Origin of the sequence: Carboxylicivirga sp. M1479, from assembly GCF_007097485.1 — a bacterium.
Lineage (GTDB): Bacteria > Bacteroidota > Bacteroidia > Bacteroidales > Marinilabiliaceae > Carboxylicivirga.
The window spans coordinates 92311-110273 of record NZ_VKDE01000005.1 but is presented as its reverse complement, the minus strand read 5'-3'; the positions used below and the strand labels follow the sequence as shown (position 1 = coordinate 110273).

15 protein-coding genes are annotated in these 17963 nt (G+C 37.1%); 3 read left to right on the top strand and 12 right to left on the bottom strand.

Annotated features, from left to right (window positions below):
• Positions 1-35 precede the first annotated feature (35 nt).
• From FNN09_RS05420 to FNN09_RS05410, 3 genes are all read right to left on the bottom strand, one after another.
• Positions 36-1058, bottom strand: coding sequence for a two-component regulator propeller domain-containing protein (locus FNN09_RS05420; RefSeq protein ID WP_143300474.1), 1023 nt, complete (start codon positions 1056-1058; stop codon positions 36-38).
• 235 nt (positions 1059-1293) lie between these two features.
• On the bottom strand, positions 1294-3537 hold the full coding sequence (locus FNN09_RS05415) for a peptidase U32 family protein (protein ID WP_143300473.1): 2244 nt from the start codon (positions 3535-3537) through the stop codon (positions 1294-1296).
• 644 nt (positions 3538-4181) lie between these two features.
• The gene (locus tag FNN09_RS05410; protein WP_143300472.1) at positions 4182-4376 is read right to left on the bottom strand and encodes a YwbE family protein; all 195 of its coding nucleotides are present in this window, start codon (positions 4374-4376) and stop codon (positions 4182-4184) included.
• A gap of 341 nt (positions 4377-4717) precedes the next feature.
• Here FNN09_RS05410 and FNN09_RS05405 point away from each other — a divergent pair, with 341 nt between their 5' ends.
• A complete protein-coding gene (locus FNN09_RS05405) occupies positions 4718-5788 on the top strand; it encodes a BamA/TamA family outer membrane protein (RefSeq protein WP_185968881.1) in 1071 nt (356 codons plus the stop codon).
• On the opposite strand, the gene FNN09_RS05400 is transcribed toward FNN09_RS05405, so the two are convergent.
• The 4 genes from FNN09_RS05400 to FNN09_RS05385 all read right to left on the bottom strand — a co-directional run bounded on the left by FNN09_RS05400 (position 5785) and on the right by FNN09_RS05385 (position 10361).
• Positions 5785-6447, bottom strand: coding sequence for a hypothetical protein (locus FNN09_RS05400; RefSeq protein ID WP_185968880.1), 663 nt, complete (start codon positions 6445-6447; stop codon positions 5785-5787). The two genes, FNN09_RS05405 and FNN09_RS05400, sit on opposite strands and share 4 nt — an antisense overlap.
• Before the next feature lie 170 nt (positions 6448-6617).
• Complete coding sequence (gene polA / locus FNN09_RS05395) at positions 6618-9395, bottom strand: DNA polymerase I (RefSeq protein WP_143300469.1); 2778 nt, start codon at positions 9393-9395, stop codon at positions 6618-6620.
• A gap of 150 nt (positions 9396-9545) precedes the next feature.
• Entirely contained in the window at positions 9546-9995 is a 450-nt protein-coding gene (locus tag FNN09_RS05390; protein ID WP_143300468.1) for a 6-carboxytetrahydropterin synthase, read from the bottom strand.
• 63 nt (positions 9996-10058) lie between these two features.
• Complete coding sequence (locus FNN09_RS05385; RefSeq protein ID WP_143300467.1) at positions 10059-10361, bottom strand: helix-turn-helix transcriptional regulator; 303 nt, start codon at positions 10359-10361, stop codon at positions 10059-10061.
• A 190-nt stretch (positions 10362-10551) separates the two neighbouring features.
• On the opposite strand from FNN09_RS05385, the gene FNN09_RS05380 reads away from it, so the two are divergent.
• Positions 10552-11526, top strand: a complete 975-nt coding sequence (locus FNN09_RS05380) for a polyprenyl synthetase family protein (protein WP_143300466.1) — start codon at positions 10552-10554, stop codon at positions 11524-11526.
• 91 nt (positions 11527-11617) lie between these two features.
• On the opposite strand, the gene deoC is transcribed toward FNN09_RS05380, so the two are convergent.
• The 3 genes from deoC to dtd are packed head-to-tail and all read right to left on the bottom strand — an operon-like array spanning position 11618 to position 13336.
• Positions 11618-12508 (bottom strand): deoxyribose-phosphate aldolase, encoded by an 891-nt coding sequence (gene deoC / locus FNN09_RS05375; protein ID WP_143300465.1) that lies wholly within the window; start codon positions 12506-12508, stop codon positions 11618-11620.
• A 49-nt stretch (positions 12509-12557) separates the two neighbouring features.
• A complete protein-coding gene (locus tag FNN09_RS05370) occupies positions 12558-12884 on the bottom strand; it encodes a nucleotide pyrophosphohydrolase (protein WP_143300464.1) in 327 nt (108 codons plus the stop codon).
• Positions 12884-13336 (bottom strand): D-aminoacyl-tRNA deacylase, encoded by a 453-nt coding sequence (dtd, locus tag FNN09_RS05365; RefSeq protein WP_143300463.1) that lies wholly within the window; start codon positions 13334-13336, stop codon positions 12884-12886. Before dtd ends, FNN09_RS05370 begins: the two co-directional genes overlap by 1 nt.
• A gap of 125 nt (positions 13337-13461) precedes the next feature.
• Here dtd and FNN09_RS05360 point away from each other — a divergent pair, with 125 nt between their 5' ends.
• Entirely contained in the window at positions 13462-14448 is a 987-nt protein-coding gene (locus tag FNN09_RS05360; protein WP_143300462.1) for a lipoate--protein ligase, read from the top strand.
• Positions 14449-14503: 55 nt separating this feature from the next.
• On the opposite strand, the gene uvrC is transcribed toward FNN09_RS05360, so the two are convergent.
• Positions 14504-16327: an excinuclease ABC subunit UvrC gene (gene uvrC / locus FNN09_RS05355; protein ID WP_143300461.1), complete on the bottom strand. Its 1824-nt coding sequence runs from the start codon at positions 16325-16327 to the stop codon at positions 14504-14506.
• Complete coding sequence (gene ade, locus FNN09_RS05350; protein WP_143300460.1) at positions 16317-17954, bottom strand: adenine deaminase; 1638 nt, start codon at positions 17952-17954, stop codon at positions 16317-16319. Before ade ends, uvrC begins: the two co-directional genes overlap by 11 nt.
• Between the last annotated feature and the right edge of the window lie 9 nt (positions 17955-17963).

The window sequence follows — 17963 nt, the reverse complement described above, 5'->3', positions numbered from 1 at the left end:
GTTGAATTCCATAAACAACTATAATAAACAGCTTCTTACTCGTTAATCTCTAAAACCTCTATGCCAATATCTGTTCCCAACCAAATGTTTCTATCAGGCGCTTGTTCTATAGCAAAATAAGCGTTTTTGTAGGAGTTACCTCCATCATTTTCTATCACATCAGACTTTGTTTTATGCCATTGCATGCCATCGTAGTAAGCATAGCCACTTCCAAAAGTGCACCAGTAATTATCATCCTTATCCACCATTATCGTACTAAATTCCTCAGTATAAGTCCCCTCCTCCATGGTTGTAAACTCTACACTGTTTCCATCAAATTCGAAAATGCGCGGACGCTTATCACTTCCTCCACAATACCCATTTCTAATTGTTCCACAAACCTGATTCTGGTTATTGAATTCTATTTTACTGATCCAACATAATTCCTGACCGAAATCATCACGGTCATAAATGGTCCATTGATCATCAGAAATACGAACAAGAAAAGTGTCATTAACTTTATGCGTTACCGAAAGCCAAACATTGTCTTCATGGTCAATGGCTATACAAGTCACTTCATTGCGAGGTAGTGCAGAGTTATCGGGTAAAAAAACCTCAAAGTCGTTTCCATCGAACTTAACTAAACCACCCTCTCTAAAACGATTTGATGCCGCCCAAATATTATTTTTAGAGTCAACAGCAAGGGACCAAACAACATCTTCAGGAATATTGGAATTGACGGTAGTATAGCTTGTAAAGTTAGCACCATCAAACTTAACTAAACCATCAGTCCCCAGCCATACATTATCATCATTATCAATTTCAATATCCCATATTGGTGCATTATTTATTGATGAATTACTGGCATTAAACACCTTTGTTTCGGTTGAATTATGTTTAACCAAGCCCTGACTAAGGGTGCCTATCCAAACCGTCCCCTCACTATCAAAGGCAAAGCAATTAACACAAATTGAATCTAAAATGTTGGTGTTTTCCGGAGTAGGATTTGGCTCTGGCTTGTTTTGTTCGCAAGCGATTATTACAATACTAAAAAGCGCTAAATAGAATAGATTTTTCATTAGAATAAAGGTTAGTTAGCTTATTAACTAGAATAGTATTAGATACATTCGTGCTTAAGGCATCCTGAAATAAAGGTAGTTAAAGTGTGTTAATTGACAAGTATTAATAACAATAAGATACCTTAATACTAACCACTTATGAGCTTAATTAACAAATCAATTGCTCTAAAATTGGTAATTACCCCATTATATAACACCAATAGACTGCTAGTTGTATTTTTTTAAGACAAGCTTATTACAGCCCGTTTTGATACTGAATACAAGTTGTTGTACCCAATTGCTCTTGCAGACTATGACTTGCACTTAAATCACCCTTTAAATGCTCAGTAAATAGTTTCACCAAAGCTTTTTTATCAGCCACTTTATTGGTTTCACTAGGGTTGTTACGTAAATCGATTAAAAAACTGCTAAAGGTATTGGGTAAATCGGTATGAATGGTACTATTTAAAAAGTGGTTTTGATGATAAATATGGTGGTACTCTCCCCTATTTTTATCGATGGAGAATGTGGTGTTTTTTAGATTCGTTAATGTGGCCGATTTATCACAAGTAACCATGCACTCATCGTCCATGCTCTCTTTTTCGCAGCCTACAGTTTGTTGAAACAAACACTGACGACTGGACATAAGTACAATCGGATGAAAAATACTGTAATGCAGCTGAAAATCATCAGGACGGGTAATGTTTTTAATCTGATGCTGCTTAATTTCGTTGGAGATAAAAGCGCCTGAACAGTTAAAGCTCTCCTTTAAACAAAGCAAAGCGTATGAGTTAACAATGTTCAACTGCGGTCCGGCAATCCAATTGCAAGCAAGCTTGTTGGCTTCAAAGGCAATACCCGTATTATCACAAACCAATTTCTGAGGTTTTAAGGCCTGTAAAAACGCCACTGCTGTTTTGTAGTCAGCGCCGATTAACACGGCGGGAAACCATGGTGTAATCTGAGGATATTTGTTAAACAAGTTCAGCAACTCATCAAAGCTAGCACCCATACTATTGGGTAACTTAAAATACAAATCAGCCTCACAATCACTCAGCTCCTGCACCTCTTCTGCGGTTGAAACCAGTACCGACAGATGCGGTTTGCCAGGCTCAATTTTGGGTTTATTCAATACTGGTTTTGGAACGGCCAGGTGGCTTTCCCTGGAGTTTTTAATAATGTATAATAGCTTATTTTTAAGTACTGTTAGCTCCTTAAAGGGTAAAAACACATTCGGCATCAATTGTTTCAGATCGATGGCATCCAAACTATATTCGGTATCGTTGATGGCTTTAAAACGCGAGAGCAACATTTTTTCATCCAACGCTTTAACCCCCCTATTCATGAGCAGCACATCCGACAGTAATTCAAAGCTGTGCTCGGGTGTTTTAACTTGTATCTTTAAAGGCTCGCCCACCCGCCCCATTAGACATAAACTTAAGGAGCCTTTGCAAGTACTTAGGGCATCAATTTTCTGCTTTATTTCCCTGCGTAAAAGGCCCTTTTCAGCATACAGCTGTTCTTCGGCACGCTCAATACCTGCAACTGAAGCATCGTCGTTTAACTTTGCCAAGTGGGTAGATGAATAATCACGTGGGTTTTCGATAAACATCTGTTGATGAATATCGCCCCTTAAAAAACCATTGGTGAAGTTGCGGTTAAACACCTTGTACAGCATTTTATCCATTGGCTCCAATGCTTCATTATTGTACCAACGTTTGAGTTGCTTCTGGTAGGCTTCAACCACCAAGTACACATAATGGTACTTTTTAATGCGTCCCTCAATTTTTAAGGAGTCAACACCTGCCTCGGCCAATTCTGCAATGTTTTCAAAGGCGGAATTATCTTTTAGGTTAAGCGGAAACTCACTGCCTTGAGAGGTGGTTTGGTACTGATCGCGACACGGCTGACTGCAACGACCTCGATTGGCTGAATTACTGCCATGTAAAGAACTCATGTAGCACAAGCCAGAGAATGAGATACAATACGAACCGTGCACAAACACCTCAGTAAGCAATTGATGGCGGTGTGCTTCGGCCGTTAATGCCTTTATCTCACCCATGTTTAACTCGCGCGATAGATTAACACGGGTGGCTTTTAATGCACTCAAAAATTTAATCTGCCCCTCATTGTGTGTGGTCATCTGAGTAGAGGCATGTATCATCATGCTCCCGTAATATTTATTCAGGATATAAAACAAGCCCAAATCCTGAATAATAATGCCGTCAATGCTGGTGTTCACTAATTTGTTAAGCAAGCGAATAAGGTCGGGTATTTCGCTTTCGACAATAATTATATTGAGGGTGATAAACACCTGGCATTGGTGCTGATGAGCCAAACGCAATATGCCGTTTAAATCATCGTAAGTAATGTTGGCCGCACGGTTACGTGCATTAAACTTATTAAGTCCGCAATACACAGCATTAGCCCCCGATGCAATGGCTGCTTTTATGGCATCAATATCTCCACCTGGTGCTAATAATTCTATCTTTTGTGTCATGCTTTTCAACTCTTATACCATTAATATTTCACAATGCATTGGTATAATGCCGTCACATAATCAACGTGGCTATAGAAATGAAATATACTAAAGGCGCTTTTTGATTAGTAAACGGTATTAATGCGTACTTGTATTTGAGGCTACGAAGCTAGCAAAAAGAAATATGAATGATTTAAAACCAATGTTGTCCTAATTATTTTTCACTCAAGCCGTGATGGCTCTTACTTTTTTCTACAGTCAAAAAAGTAAGCAAAAAGTCCGCCGGCTGCACCCATCTCACTCAAAAAACTAGGATTCATGACTGAAATTGTTTTAATCTCACACTTTTCGTTCCTCAAACTGCTTAAACAGAAAAACAATTCTTAACCGTCATGTTAACCCTGTTTTTTGGCTCACTGGCTGAGGCCGGTTCGTAACAAGACGTTTCGAGCTATTAATAAAAACGTTTAGGACGCTATTGATATAAAATCAATGCAGGGCAAATTAATACACTGTTTGAGTCCGCTGCCCAAACTCAGCTCCATTTCGTGTTTTGAAGTAAATAAGTTGTAAGTCCTTTACAACTATGAATACAAACCTTTCTAAAACACAAAAGAGCTAACAATCGTCAGCTCTTTTGTATTAAGTCTTTCATTGGAACTACCCTATAAGCGTATTTCCTTTACTCGTCCTTCAGACCCATCCTTTAGGCGCACTTCAATGCCTTGAGGATGAAAAGGGCCAGTAGTAATGATGTCTTTAACAACTCCATGAGACAGTTGTCCAGAGTGCTTATCCCTATTTTGCACAATCGACACTTTAATACCTGTCTTAATGTTCTTTTTGTCTCTTCCGTCCATGTTGTTTTTTTCCCGATTATAACATTAAATTTACCTTACTAGGTAAAAAGACGCGAACCTTTTCATTCGCCAATAGCTGGCAAAGATTACCTTTTTTATTCATCTATATGCATTATAAAACCTTAAAAAACGTCAACGCCATCATAATAATCATCAACAAAACAAACCTATAATGGTTAAAGAATATAGAATGAGCACCTTATGGAATCATGATATCTTATATGGTATTTGTCTAAATATTAGATAAGCATAAATCATATCCAAATCCCATTATCAATTGACATTATTAGGTATTACTTAATACTTTGAAGCATCGTTTATAAACCTAACACACTATGTACATGTACAAACTTATATTTATCCTCTTGTTTATTCCCACCATCCTTGTTAGTCAAAACGATAGCACTAAAACAGAAAAAGCATTAAAAGTAGTGCCACTGATAACCAGTACACCACTCATGGGTTGGGGCTTTGGTGTGTCATCATCCTATCTGTACGATGCAGATAAAAGCACAGCTTCCAAATCGCAATTACTGATCGAGGGTCAATATACTACCACAAAAAGTTATAATGCCCTGGTCCGAAATAACCTATGGTTAAACAACAATGCCTTTTTGTCCTCCTCACAAGTGGTATATTCCAGCATCAACAATGAATTTAGCGATAAAACCTACGGTGAAGTAGAATACAATATCAACACCATTATACTAACTGAATTATTAATGTTTCGGGTTGCCGATCGCATTTACTTTGGTACCCCATTAAGCTATAAACGTCTTCAGTACAAACCCAATAATCAGGGTGGAGATGACTTTATAAGCGGCAATGGCATAACCAATGAAAATTCGGCTGGAGTAGGCTTGGCACTTAGCTACGATACGCGAAAGAACAAATATTTTCCATCAAAAGCAGCATGGATTACCGCACGTATTAATACTAACCCAAGTTGGCTAGGCGCCGATAACTCATATGGTGCTTTAATAGTAGATGCCCGATACTACGCCCAAGGATTTAAAGATAACGATGTATGGGCCTCACAGTTTTATGGCCACTACAGCTCCGATAAAGCACCAGACAATGGACTGCCCACCTTATCGGGTAAAACGCAGTTAAGAGGCTATCCGGCCGGACAATTTAAAGCGAAGTACCAAACAGGTGCCCAAACAGAATACCGCTACACAATAAATAAAACACGCTTTAGGGCCGTTGCCTTTTTTGGTGTTGCTAACCTATCGGGTGGCTCCTACGGCTTTGAAGGCAACTCGCGCGACGATGATGGCTGGTACACTTGCGAAGGACTTGGATTACGGTATATGCTACAACAAGTTACAGGTGTTGATCTTCGCCTTGACTTTGTGCATACAAGCGAGGGGGATATTTCGTTTTATCTGAAAGTAAACCAGGCTTTTTAATTCAGTATAACTTCTGGCTGGCTTACTTTCTTTTTTCCATTAAAATTAACATTGACACCAAAAAGAAAGGATTTAACCGTCGAATTATTGGTTAAATCATAGCCAATACCCAAACTCACAAAAGGGCTCAATACCTGATTTGCAAAAAATGCCTGATTGATGGCAAATGCTATCACTGGTATAAAATCAGTATCATCTTGCATTACAGAAACACCACCATAACCTGAATAATATGTTGCACTACTTTTATATGTGACATGGTTAAGTGAAAGACCTCCGTTAAAAGAAGTAGGAAAGTGCTTAGTCGCATTTATAATGCACGATAAGCCAAAATTAAGCCCCACAACCGATACTACTGAACTACTCATGTAACTCAACTGTATACTGGTGCGTGAATAGTATTTACGTTCTTTATATGGCGATAAGTAACCTATAAATACCTGAGGATTCACTTCCTCATTAACCTTTTGACTCGTTAAACCAAGAGAGAATCCACCTTTAAAAACGAAACTAAAACCCATGGCATTAAAGTGGTCATCGTCAGTTATCCCTTGTCCATAAACCAAAGATATTCCACCTCTGTCTCTGAAAAATTCTTCTTGTGCATAAGCAGCCATCGACAAGAATGCCAATAGGCTTGTAATAATAAGCTGTTTCATCATAATCTGGGTCATAAAAATCTGTCGCAAGATAGGCATGCAAATCGACTTTCTTGATTAAAAAAATACGACCACCGAAAGCACTAAGCTTCAATGATCGCATTCTATTAATCTCATTTAGCATTTTTCCAGGCACATAGCACTAGTTACTAGACACTAGTCACTTCCAATTAATGTGCCTCTAACCAGTTTATACCAACGCCCATATCCACATCAAAAGGCACCGATAAGCTAATGGCATTTTCCATTTCTTCCTTAACAATGGCTTTCACTTGTTCTTCCTCTGTTTTCAATACATCGAAGTTCAATTCATCATGCACCTGAAGAATCATTTTAGAGGCGATATTTTCACTAATAAAACGTTTTTGAATATTCACCATGGCTTGCTTAATAACATCGGCCGCTGTACCCTGTATTGGTGCATTAATGGCATTTCGTTCGGCCATGCCACGCACTACTCCATTGCGAGAGTTAATATCACTGAGGTTACGCTTACGCCCAAAAAGTGTCTCCACATAATTGTTTTCGCGCGCTGTGGCTATGCTACCATCCATAAAAGTCTTTACACCCGGGAAACTCTCAAAGTACCCATCGATAATCTCCTTGGCCTCCTTACGTGAGATCGTCAAACGTTCGGCTAAACCAAAGGCTGATATACCGTAGATAATACCGAAGTTGGCCGTTTTAGCCTTACGTCGCATATCGCCTGTTACCTCGTCCAAAGGCACTTTAAAAATTTTCGCTGCTGTGGCTGCATGAATATCTTCGCCGCGATTAAAGGCATCAATCAAATGCTGGTCTTCGCTAAAATGTGCCATCAAGCGCAGTTCTACCTGCGAGTAATCTGCCGATAAAAACACATGCTTATCATCCGACGCCGTAAAAGCTTTCCTTATTTCCTTACCATTCTCGTCGCGGATAGGAATATTCTGCAAATTAGGGTTGTTTGAACTCAAACGCCCTGTTACCACGGTTGCCTGACTATAGCTTGTATGTATTTTACCTGTTTTAGCATTGATTAACTTAGGCAAGGCTTCCACATAGGTATTCAATAACTTAACCAATCCACGATACTCCAATATGGCAGGTATAATCTCGTGGCGATCTTTCAATTTCTGCAGAATCTCTTCTCCTGTACTGTACTGACCGCTCTTTGTTTTCTTAGCTTTTTCATCAAGTTTTAAATGCTCAAACAGCACTTCGCCTACTTGCTTAGGACTAGATATATTAAACGGCATACCAGCCAATTCTTCTATCTTCTTCTCCAGCGCAATGATAAGTTCACGTAGTTTTTCGGCAAACTCCTTTAAAGCACCGTCATCAAGAGTTACACCCTCAAACTCCATATTGGCCAAAACCTCAATCAAAGGCATCTCAATGTCATTAAAGAGTTTCTCCACATCACTACCTTTCAGCTCCTCCTGAAATTTCTCAGCCAACTGTAAAGTGATATCCGCATCTTCAGCAGCATAATCAACTATATCAGCTTGTGCTATATCACGCATGTTCTTTTGCTTCTTACCCTTTGGTCCTACCACCGATTCGTATGAGATTGGCGTGTAATTGAGGTAGGTTTCAGCCATAAAGTCCATACCGTTTTTCAAACCTGGATATAAAAGATGATGGGCCACCATGGTATCGAAAAACGGCCCCTTAATGGTTATATCGTAGTTTTTAAGTACCAACATGTCGTACTTCAGGTTTTGAGCTACTTTGGTAATTTTATCATCAGCAAAAATAGCTTTGAACGAAGCAGTTATGTCGGTATCAACCACCCCATTGTTCATCACAGGCACATAATAGGCTTCATGGGCTTTCCAAGAGAATGAAAGACCTACCAACTCGGCTTCCATGGCATTTACCGAAGTTGTTTCTGTATCAAAACAAAATTGTTTTTTAGTGCTTAGTTCGGCACGTAAAGAAGCCAGCTTTTGGGCGTTATAAACCATGTAATAACGGTAGCTTACATCTTTTAAAGTTTGATGCGAGGTGTAAGCTTCCTCAATAACTTCGGACTGAGGCGCGGCTGGACCACCAAATAAATCGCCCTGAACAGGTGCTGTGCCATACAAAGCATTTATACGCGAAGTAAGGTTTTTAAACTCCAACTCATCAAACAGTTTATTTATGGCATCCATGTTTGGTTTTTCGCGCTTTAAAGCTTTCTCATCCAAGTCCACTGGTACATCTAAACGAATAGTTGCCAAGCGATAAGACAATTCGACCTGCTCACGGAAGTTAATCATGTTTTCCTTTTGCTTGCCTTTCAGCTCCTCAATGTGCTCGTAGATATTTGGGATATTTCCATAGGCCTTAATCAAGTCCTTAGCCCTTTTCTCTCCAACACCTGGGCAGCCAGGAATATTATCAGCCGCATCGCCCCATAAAGCCAAAATATCAATAACCTGAATTGGCTCACTTACCGAAAACTTTTCCTTAACCTGATCGATGCCCCAAATATCGATACCACCACCCATACTGCGTGGTTTGTACATAAACACATTTTCTTTAACCAGCTGTGCATAATCCTTATCTGGAGTGACCATATAGGTATTATAACCTTGCTCCGATGCTTTGGCCGAAAGCGTACCAATCACATCGTCAGCCTCAAACCCCTCCTTTACAATAACGGGAATGTTCATGGCTTTAATCAAGTCTTGAATATAAGGAACCGATAGCTTTATATCTTCGGGAGTGGCATCGCGGTTGGCTTTATACTCAGGGTACTCTTCGTGACGAAAATTAGGCCCTGGGGGATCAAAAACAACAGCTATGTGCGTTGGATTTTCTTTGGTTAAAATCTCTAACAATGAATTAGTAAAACCAAATACGGCGGAAGTATTAAACCCTTTTGAATTGATACGGGGATTGCGAATAAACGCATAATACGCCCTGAATATTAATGCATAAGCATCCAACAAATACAAATCCTTTTTTTCGTCAGCCATAGCTATATTTTGTTTTTTTGCTAAAGATAAGCATTAGCAATTAGCTTATTTGTTACCTAAGCACAATAAAAAAGGATGATATCACTATTAGAAAACTAATATGGTGATGTCATCCTTTGTAAGAGATCATTAACCTAGTGGTTAATAGTATTATTCATTATCACTCGCATACCACTCGGCATAACTGGTGGCTGTTTCGTTTAATTTAAGGCTGAATAACTCAATATTCATTGGCAATCTTTTTTTAATGCGTTCAGCAAAATCAACCAACATATTTTCGCATGTAGGCTGATAATCCACTATCTCGTGACGTTGACCCATTTGCGGCAAAGCCAATAACTGCTCTGATGGTGCGTTTTTACTCAACACAATTGCATGATCCAATTTATCAACAATCTCCTCGTTAACAATGCACTTTAAATCGCCAAAGTCCATTACCATCCCCAACTTAGGGTTACTCTCATCCTCAATAGGTTTACCAAGCACGGTTACATTAAGAATGTACGAATGCCCATGTAGGTTTTTACACAAACCATCGTAATTCCACAAGGCATGAGCCATTTCAAACCTAAACTCCTTTGTCAATCGTATCTTTGCCATCTTCCTCTCATAAAAAAAGACTGAATCAATCAGTCTTTAAATTATTCTAATCAATTCTTTGTCTTACTGAACAATTGCACACTTTCCAACGCAATCAACAATATTACGCAAGCTATTGTGCTTTAAATAATAAAACGTGTTTTTCCCTTGACGCTCGCTGGCCAATACACCTTTATCCTTTAAAATACCCAAATGATGCGAGGTAGTTGATTGTTCTATATCAAGCAGCTTATGAATTTCGGTAACGGTTAATTTACCTCCATCTTCTAAATGACTTAAAATAGCTATACGCATAGGATGAGCAATAGCTTTAAGCATACCTGCGGCTCTTTCCAACAATTCTGTATCTAAATCTTTTATTTTCATCGTCTGAGCTTAAATATTAAATTACTTACAAATACAAATATATAACTATCTTGTTATATTAACGTTACGCTCGGGCAAAAATATTTAAATATTTAGATAATATCAATATGATATACAAAAATCCTTAATAATAATTAAATTTGGCGTCCATTGATTGGTACGCTAATGGCGTACACTGAAAGTAAGAAATATGTCAGATACAGCACTTATAAAAGCTCCTATTAAGGAGGAAATGAAAAAATTTGAGCCGTTTTTTAAAGAACAGCTGAAATCTAAAATTCCTTTGCTTGATATCATAACAAACTATGTATTAAGACGTAAAGGAAAGCAAATGCGTCCAATGCTGGTGTTTTTATCTGCCAAATTAAATGGCGAAATAACAGAGGCCAGCTACATTGCCTCCACGCTTATTGAGTTACTTCATACAGCCACATTAATACATGATGATGTAGTTGATGAAACCTATCAACGACGCGGTTTTTTTAGCATTAACGCCCTTTGGAAGTCGAAAATAGCTGTACTAGTAGGTGATTTCTTTCTGTCGAAAGGATTAAGCTTGTCCTTGGCGACCGATCAAATTGATGTGTTGAAAGTAGTTTCCAACGCCGTAACAGAAATGAGTGAGGGTGAACTTTTGCAAATTGAAAAATCGCGCAAACTTGATATAACGGAAGAAGTATACTACGATATTATTCGAAAGAAAACAGCTACCCTAATTGCAGCATGTACGAAAGCTGGAGCACTTTCGGTTAATGCCAGTCAGGAACGTTTACAAAACATGGCTGAGTTCGGGGAGAACCTGGGTATAGCTTTTCAGATTCGCGATGATTTATTTGATTTTGAACAAAACGGATTAATTGGAAAACCAACGGGTAACGACATAAAAGAAAAGAAGTTAACTATCCCTTTAATACATGCTCTTCAAAATACTGATAGTAAACAAAGAAAGAAAATATTGAAGATGATACGCCGTCATCATAAAAATGAGAAAAAGGTGCAGGAAATTATTGCTTTTGTTAAGGCCAATGGTGGTATTGAATATGCCAATACACAAATGGAACAATACGCTCAGAAAGCAAAAGAATCATTATCGAGCTATGATGATTCAGAGGTTAAAACAGCCCTATTAACAATGGTTGATTACACCTTAAAGCGTAAGAAATAGAAGAATAGTACAATCCATTCGTTTACCGAGTAAAATCGATGCAGTTTACTTTTAATGTATCAACTTTACTCAGTAAACAATTAGATCTTTTTTAGAAGTATTTTATTTCCTTTCTATAACCATTTTCTATTTCTGCCACATCGCTCAACAAGTTATTGGCTAAACGACTTGCTCCTATCCTAAACAACTTATTATTTAGCCACTCATCTCCACAAATCTGCTTAACTAAGCAATAATATACAAGTGCATCTTCGGCTGTTGAAATACCACCAGCAGGTTTAAATCCTATTTTCTTCCCCGTTGCTTGATGGTATTTTTTAATCGCATTAAGCATTACAAAAGCCGCTTCAAATGTTGCGGCAGGTTGTTGCTTACCAGTGGAAGTTTTAATAAAATCAGCACCATAATCCATGGCAATGACACTGGCAATCCAAATTTCCTGAGCTGATTTCAAAGCACCTGATTCCAAAATCACTTTCAAGTGAGCATCTCCCATAACTCCTTTTATGGCATTGATCTCTTCCCCAACAAACTCATAATTACCTTCCATAAACTCGCCGACCGACATCACTATATCAATCTCGTTAGCTCCAAAATCAATAGCACGCTGCGTTTCCAACTTTTTTACATCTAAATAAGTTTGTGATGATGGAAAACCAGCTGACACAACAGCACGTCCAATAGTGGCATCTTTTAAACCACTTTTAAGCACTGATGAAAACACGGAATGCACACACATTGCTGCCACTTGTGGTACAAAATCAAAATGTTCGTGTAAGTCATTAACTTTATCAACAAAGTCACGAATATCATCTGATGAATCCTCTGTATTTAATGATGTTAAATCGATACAATTAAATAGTTGCTTCAGTATTTCCTTATCACTTTTAAGCTTTGACGCTTCATCTTTTGCTGCTTCAATACCTTTATGAATTTGCTCGTCACTTAAGTCAAAAGGATATTGATCTAATAATCCATCCATATATGTAGCTTTAATGCCCATAGCTTGACACTATAAGCTTGGTTATCTATTATTTTAGTTTATCATTATTAAGATGACGCTCACTATCGCGTTTTGTCTTTTTCTCCATATTCTTTGCAAAAGCCTGCTCCAGATCAATGCCTATTTGATTGGCCAAACACACTAAAACCCATAAAATATCGGCCATTTCATCGGCCATATCCACATTTAAGTCATCTTTTTTAAAGGATTGATCGCCATATTTACGGGCCATTACGCGAGCCAACTCGCCTACCTCCTCGGTTAAAATTGCCATATTGGTTAGTTCACTAAAATAGCGAACGCCATAGGTTTTTATCCATTTATCAACCGTTTCTTGTGCTTCTGATATTTTCACTATTCTTTGTTTTTAGAGTCAATTAGTATAGTTACAGGACCATCATTGATTAGTTGCACCTGCATATTGGCACCAAATTTACCTGTTGCAACACGAATATTTCCTTCCTGCGCCAATTTATTAATCAACTCCTCGTAAAGCGGTATGGCTAAGTCAGGACCTGCAGCGTTGATATAAGAAGGTCTGTTGCCTTTTTTTGTACGTGCTTGTAAGGTAAACTGACTAATGACTAATAGTTCGCCCTTGACATCCAAAATGGACTTATTCATTACACCATCCTCATCATTGAATATCCTTAGGTTTAAGGTTTTTTTAACCAACCAGTCGATATCTTCTGATGTATCGGCTGGTTCAATACCAACCAATATCATAAAGCCATGATTAATAGCTCCATGCACCACTCCTTCAATCGATACGGCAGCTTCACTTACTCGCTGTATAACTAAACGCATTCTTTCAATTATTAAAAAATACCAAAATACGATATATCTTTTAATCTTTACCTTTGAAGTGAACATTTCAATGCTGGAAAACAAAAAGTAACTAGCAGCAGTTATGTTAGCATTAAATCACGTTTATGAAAGGACTAATCAGCATCACAAATAATCCAGCATTTAACCTGGCAACAGAAGAGTATTTATTGCGTCAAACAGCACTAGATATCTTCTTTTTGTACACAAATTCGCCATCAATAATAGTTGGTAAGCACCAAAATACCCTTGCTGAAATAAATTTCTCCTATACATCAAAACACAAAATTCCTGTTTATCGTCGCTTATCGGGTGGTGGAACGGTTTTTCACGATGATAATAACTTAAACTTTTGCTTTATTCAAACAGGTATAAAGGGGCAGCTAGTCAACTTTGAACAATACTCACAACCTATTCTTGATGCTCTCAAATCTTTAGGCATAGATGCCAGCTTTGGCAAGCGACATGATATTCAAATTAAGAATAAAAAGGTTTCTGGAAATGCCTCGCATGTCTATAAAAGTAGAGTGATGCATCATGGAACACTTCTATTTAATTCCGATTTATCAACCTTAAGTAATGCATTAAAAAATAACCCTTTAATTATTAAAGGTAAATCTGTTAAATCAGTTAGAAGTGAGGTTACAAATATTTCAGAATATTTATCGACACCAATGAAATATGAAGAATTTGTTTCCTATGTATTTAAGCACCTTTTGAACCATTATCAACAAGCGGATGAACTAGTACTCCAAACAAACGAAATAGATCAAATTAAAAGCCTGGTTAAGGATAAATACTCAGGTTGGGAATGGAACTATGGCTATAGTCCAAATTTTGAAATCAACAAAAGATATAAACTTGTTGATGGTAGCAGAATTAAAAGTCGTTTAAAAATTGAAAAGGGCATAATTAAAGAATCTGAAATAAAATCCTCAGATCAATCGTTAAATCACATTCTACGTGATTTAGCAAATCAGATGGTAGGATGTAATCATGAATATAATTCAATTAAAAATATATTATATAAAGAACAATTCAAGAAAATTACGAAAGAAGATAAAATTCAAATATCAGATGGTTTTTTCAGTTAGATTGTGAAATATACAGAAATATTTATCGCAGCACTATACACTGATTACTAGATTATTAAACAGATTTAATTGAATTAAAGTACGAATATACCTTCTTAGCTTTATCATTCCCTACCACCTCTCTTAAATTTTCAATTTTAGCGTCCTTTATATTGTTAAATGACTTAAAACTTTTAAACAATAACTCAATTGTTTTATCGCCAATACCTGGTATGTTATTTAGCTCGGATTGAATAAAATTGATGGAACGTTTTTGACGATGAAACGTAATTCCAAATCGATGCGCTTCGTTTCGTAAATGTTGGATAATTTTTAAGGTTTCTGAATTTTTATCCAAATACAAAGGAACAGGATCTCCAGGATAAAATATTTCTTCGAGACGTTTAGCAATACCAATAACTGATATTTTATCCATCAAACCAAGTTCGCTTAATATTCGAACAGCTGAGCCCAACTGTCCCTTTCCGCCATCGACAACCACCAATTGAGGCAATCCTTGCCCCTCCTCTTTTAAACGTTTATAACGACGATAAACAACCTCTTCCATGGATGCAAAATCGTTTGGTCCCTCTACAGTCTTAATATTAAAATGACGGTAATCCTTTTTATAAGGCTTTCCATTTCGGAAAACTACACAGGCTGCCACTGGGTTTGTACCCTGTATATTGGAATTATCGAAACATTCGATGTGCCTTGGAAGAACCTTTAGGCGCAGATCAGCTTGCATTACTTTCATCAAACGTTCCTCTCTGGGTTCTTTTTTATGAAGTGATTGTTGTTTTAGTTTATCCAATCGGAAATATTTAACGTTTCGTTCAGATAAATCCATTAACTTCTTCTTATCCCCTATTTTAGGTACTACAAACTTCGTGTTTTCTATTTCTAAATCTATGTCAAAAGGTACAAGTACTTCTCGTGCTAATATTTTTAATCGTTCTTTAATTTCTATTATAGCCATAAGCAAAATCTCATCCTTATTCTCGTTCAATTTCTTCTTGAACTCCATGGTATGAGATTGAATTATCGCTCCATTTATTACACGAATAAAATTGACATAGCCCGTTTTCTCATCATCGATAATACTAAATACATCGACATTTGTAATTTTAGGATTAACAACAGTCGACTTACTTTGGTAAGTTTTAAGTAATTCAATCTTCTTTTTAACCTCATTTGCCAATTCAAATTCAAGCTCCGAAGCATAGGTAAGCATTACATCATTCATGTATTTCAACACACTAGATATATTACCTTGAAGTATTTCTTTAATAGAACTGATGTTATTTAGATAGTTTTCTTCAGCGTAAGAACCAACACATGGTGCCTTACATTTACCTATATGAAACTCAAGACACTCTCTAAATTTACCGTTTTGAATGTTAGCTTCACTCAGATTATGCTTACACGTTCGTAAGGGATATATCTGTCTGAATAATTCAATTAAGGTTCGAACCATTCCCACTGATGTATACGGTCCAAAGTAGGCGCTCCCATCCCGAATAAAATTACGGGTTTGGTGCACACGTGGAAAACGTTCGTTTCGAATAACAATATACGGGAAGGATTTATCATCCTTTAATAGGATATTATAACGCGGCTGATACTTTTTAATAAGGTTGTTTTCCAGAAGCAAAGCATCGGCTTCCGTATCGACAACAATGTGTTTTATGTCGTAAATTTTACGTACTAGAATACGCGTTTTGCCATCATCGTGTTGTTTTGAAAAATAGGATGAAACACGCTTTTTTAAATTTTTAGCCTTTCCAATGTAAATAATTGCACCGTCGATATTATAATATTGGTAAATACCTGGGGTGCCAGGTAAAGATTGAACCAATAATTTTAGTCTTTCTTCTCTACAAATTTCATTATTCTTCATCTACGAATAAACTGGTTAATGAGAATGTATTCACATCAAATAAACCCTTATCTCCTATTTTTAACGATGGAATAACCAATAGTGGCATAAAGGCAAGTGTCATAAAAGGAGCCTTCATCTTACACCCCATTTGTTGAACAAATTGATTTAATCGAGTGTATTTTACAGCTACCTCTTCTCCTTTATTTGCAGACATTAGACCAGCGACTGGTAACTCAAGCGATAAAAGTTCATTATCATCACAAGCTACAATACCGCCTTTAGAATCAATAACAGCGTTAATTGCTTTTACTAATTGATCATCATCACACCCTATAGCCACAATATTATGACTATCGTGAGCAACAGAACTAGCCAAAGCACCACCTTTTAATCCGAAGTTTTTAATAAACCCAACAACTGGAGGAGCATCTTTATAACGATTAATCACGACTATTTTTAAAAGATCATTTGCAACATCAGCATCAATAACATTTCCTTTTTTATACGTAGTATGCCATTTGTACTCCTTTGTTAATAGCTCACCTTCCTCAGCTTCTATTACACGAAGTATTGCATTGTCAGTAGGTGCAATTACCTTAATATCTTTCGACGAAATAGCTTTACAATTAAACGAATTAATAGCACTTACATCAGTTAATTCAAAAAGAGATATACCATTTTCTGCAACTTTTACACCATCAATATAGGTCGATTGAATATTAAATTCTTCTAGGTTATCTACTAAAATAAAGTCAGCAGCATCCCCTTCCTTTAATAATCCAACAGGTAGTTTATAGTGCTCAACAGGATTTACTACTGCCGTTTGATATATTTCAAAGATCGAATACCCCTTGTTTAAAGCCAATCGTACAAGACGATCAATGTGTCCTTTTTCAATGATTAAATCAGGATGACTATCATCCGTACACAACATTGTTGTTAAAGGAGACTTCCGAATTAAGGGATGAAGTGCTTCAAAATTACGAGCTGCACTACCTTCTCTTATTTGTGTTTTGATACCGAAAGACACCTTTTCAAGGGCCTCTTCTATCGAGAATGATTCATGATCGGTTGTAATTCCACCTTGAGCATACTTTCGTAAATCGTCTCCTAAAATACCTGGAGCATGACCATCAACAGGAACATTGTATTCTTTAGCCAACGAAAGCTTTTTCAACACTTTTTTATCGCCATGAATTACACCTGGAAAATTCATCATTTCAGCTAAAAACATCGCCCCTTCTTTCAATAATTCTTCCACTTCAGAGCTGTCAATTCTACTTCCTGAAGTTTCAAAATCAGTAGCTGGAACACAAGATGGAACACCAAAAAAACATTTTAAAGGCACTTTTTTAGCATCTTTATTCATGTACTTTACCCCATCAATACCTAAAACGTTTGCGATTTCGTGAGGATCAGACACCACTCCTACTGTTCCACGTGGAACAACTAAATCAGCAAAACGCGATGGAATGAGCATACTACTTTCAATATGAACATGACTATCGATTAAACCAGGTAATATATAATTGGAATAATTACCAGTAGTTTTTAATACCTTTTGTACTCTTCCGTCTTCAATATATATTTCTGCAGGATAAATACTTTTATTAACAAGGTCTACATAATTGGATTCTATACGCATATTCAAAAT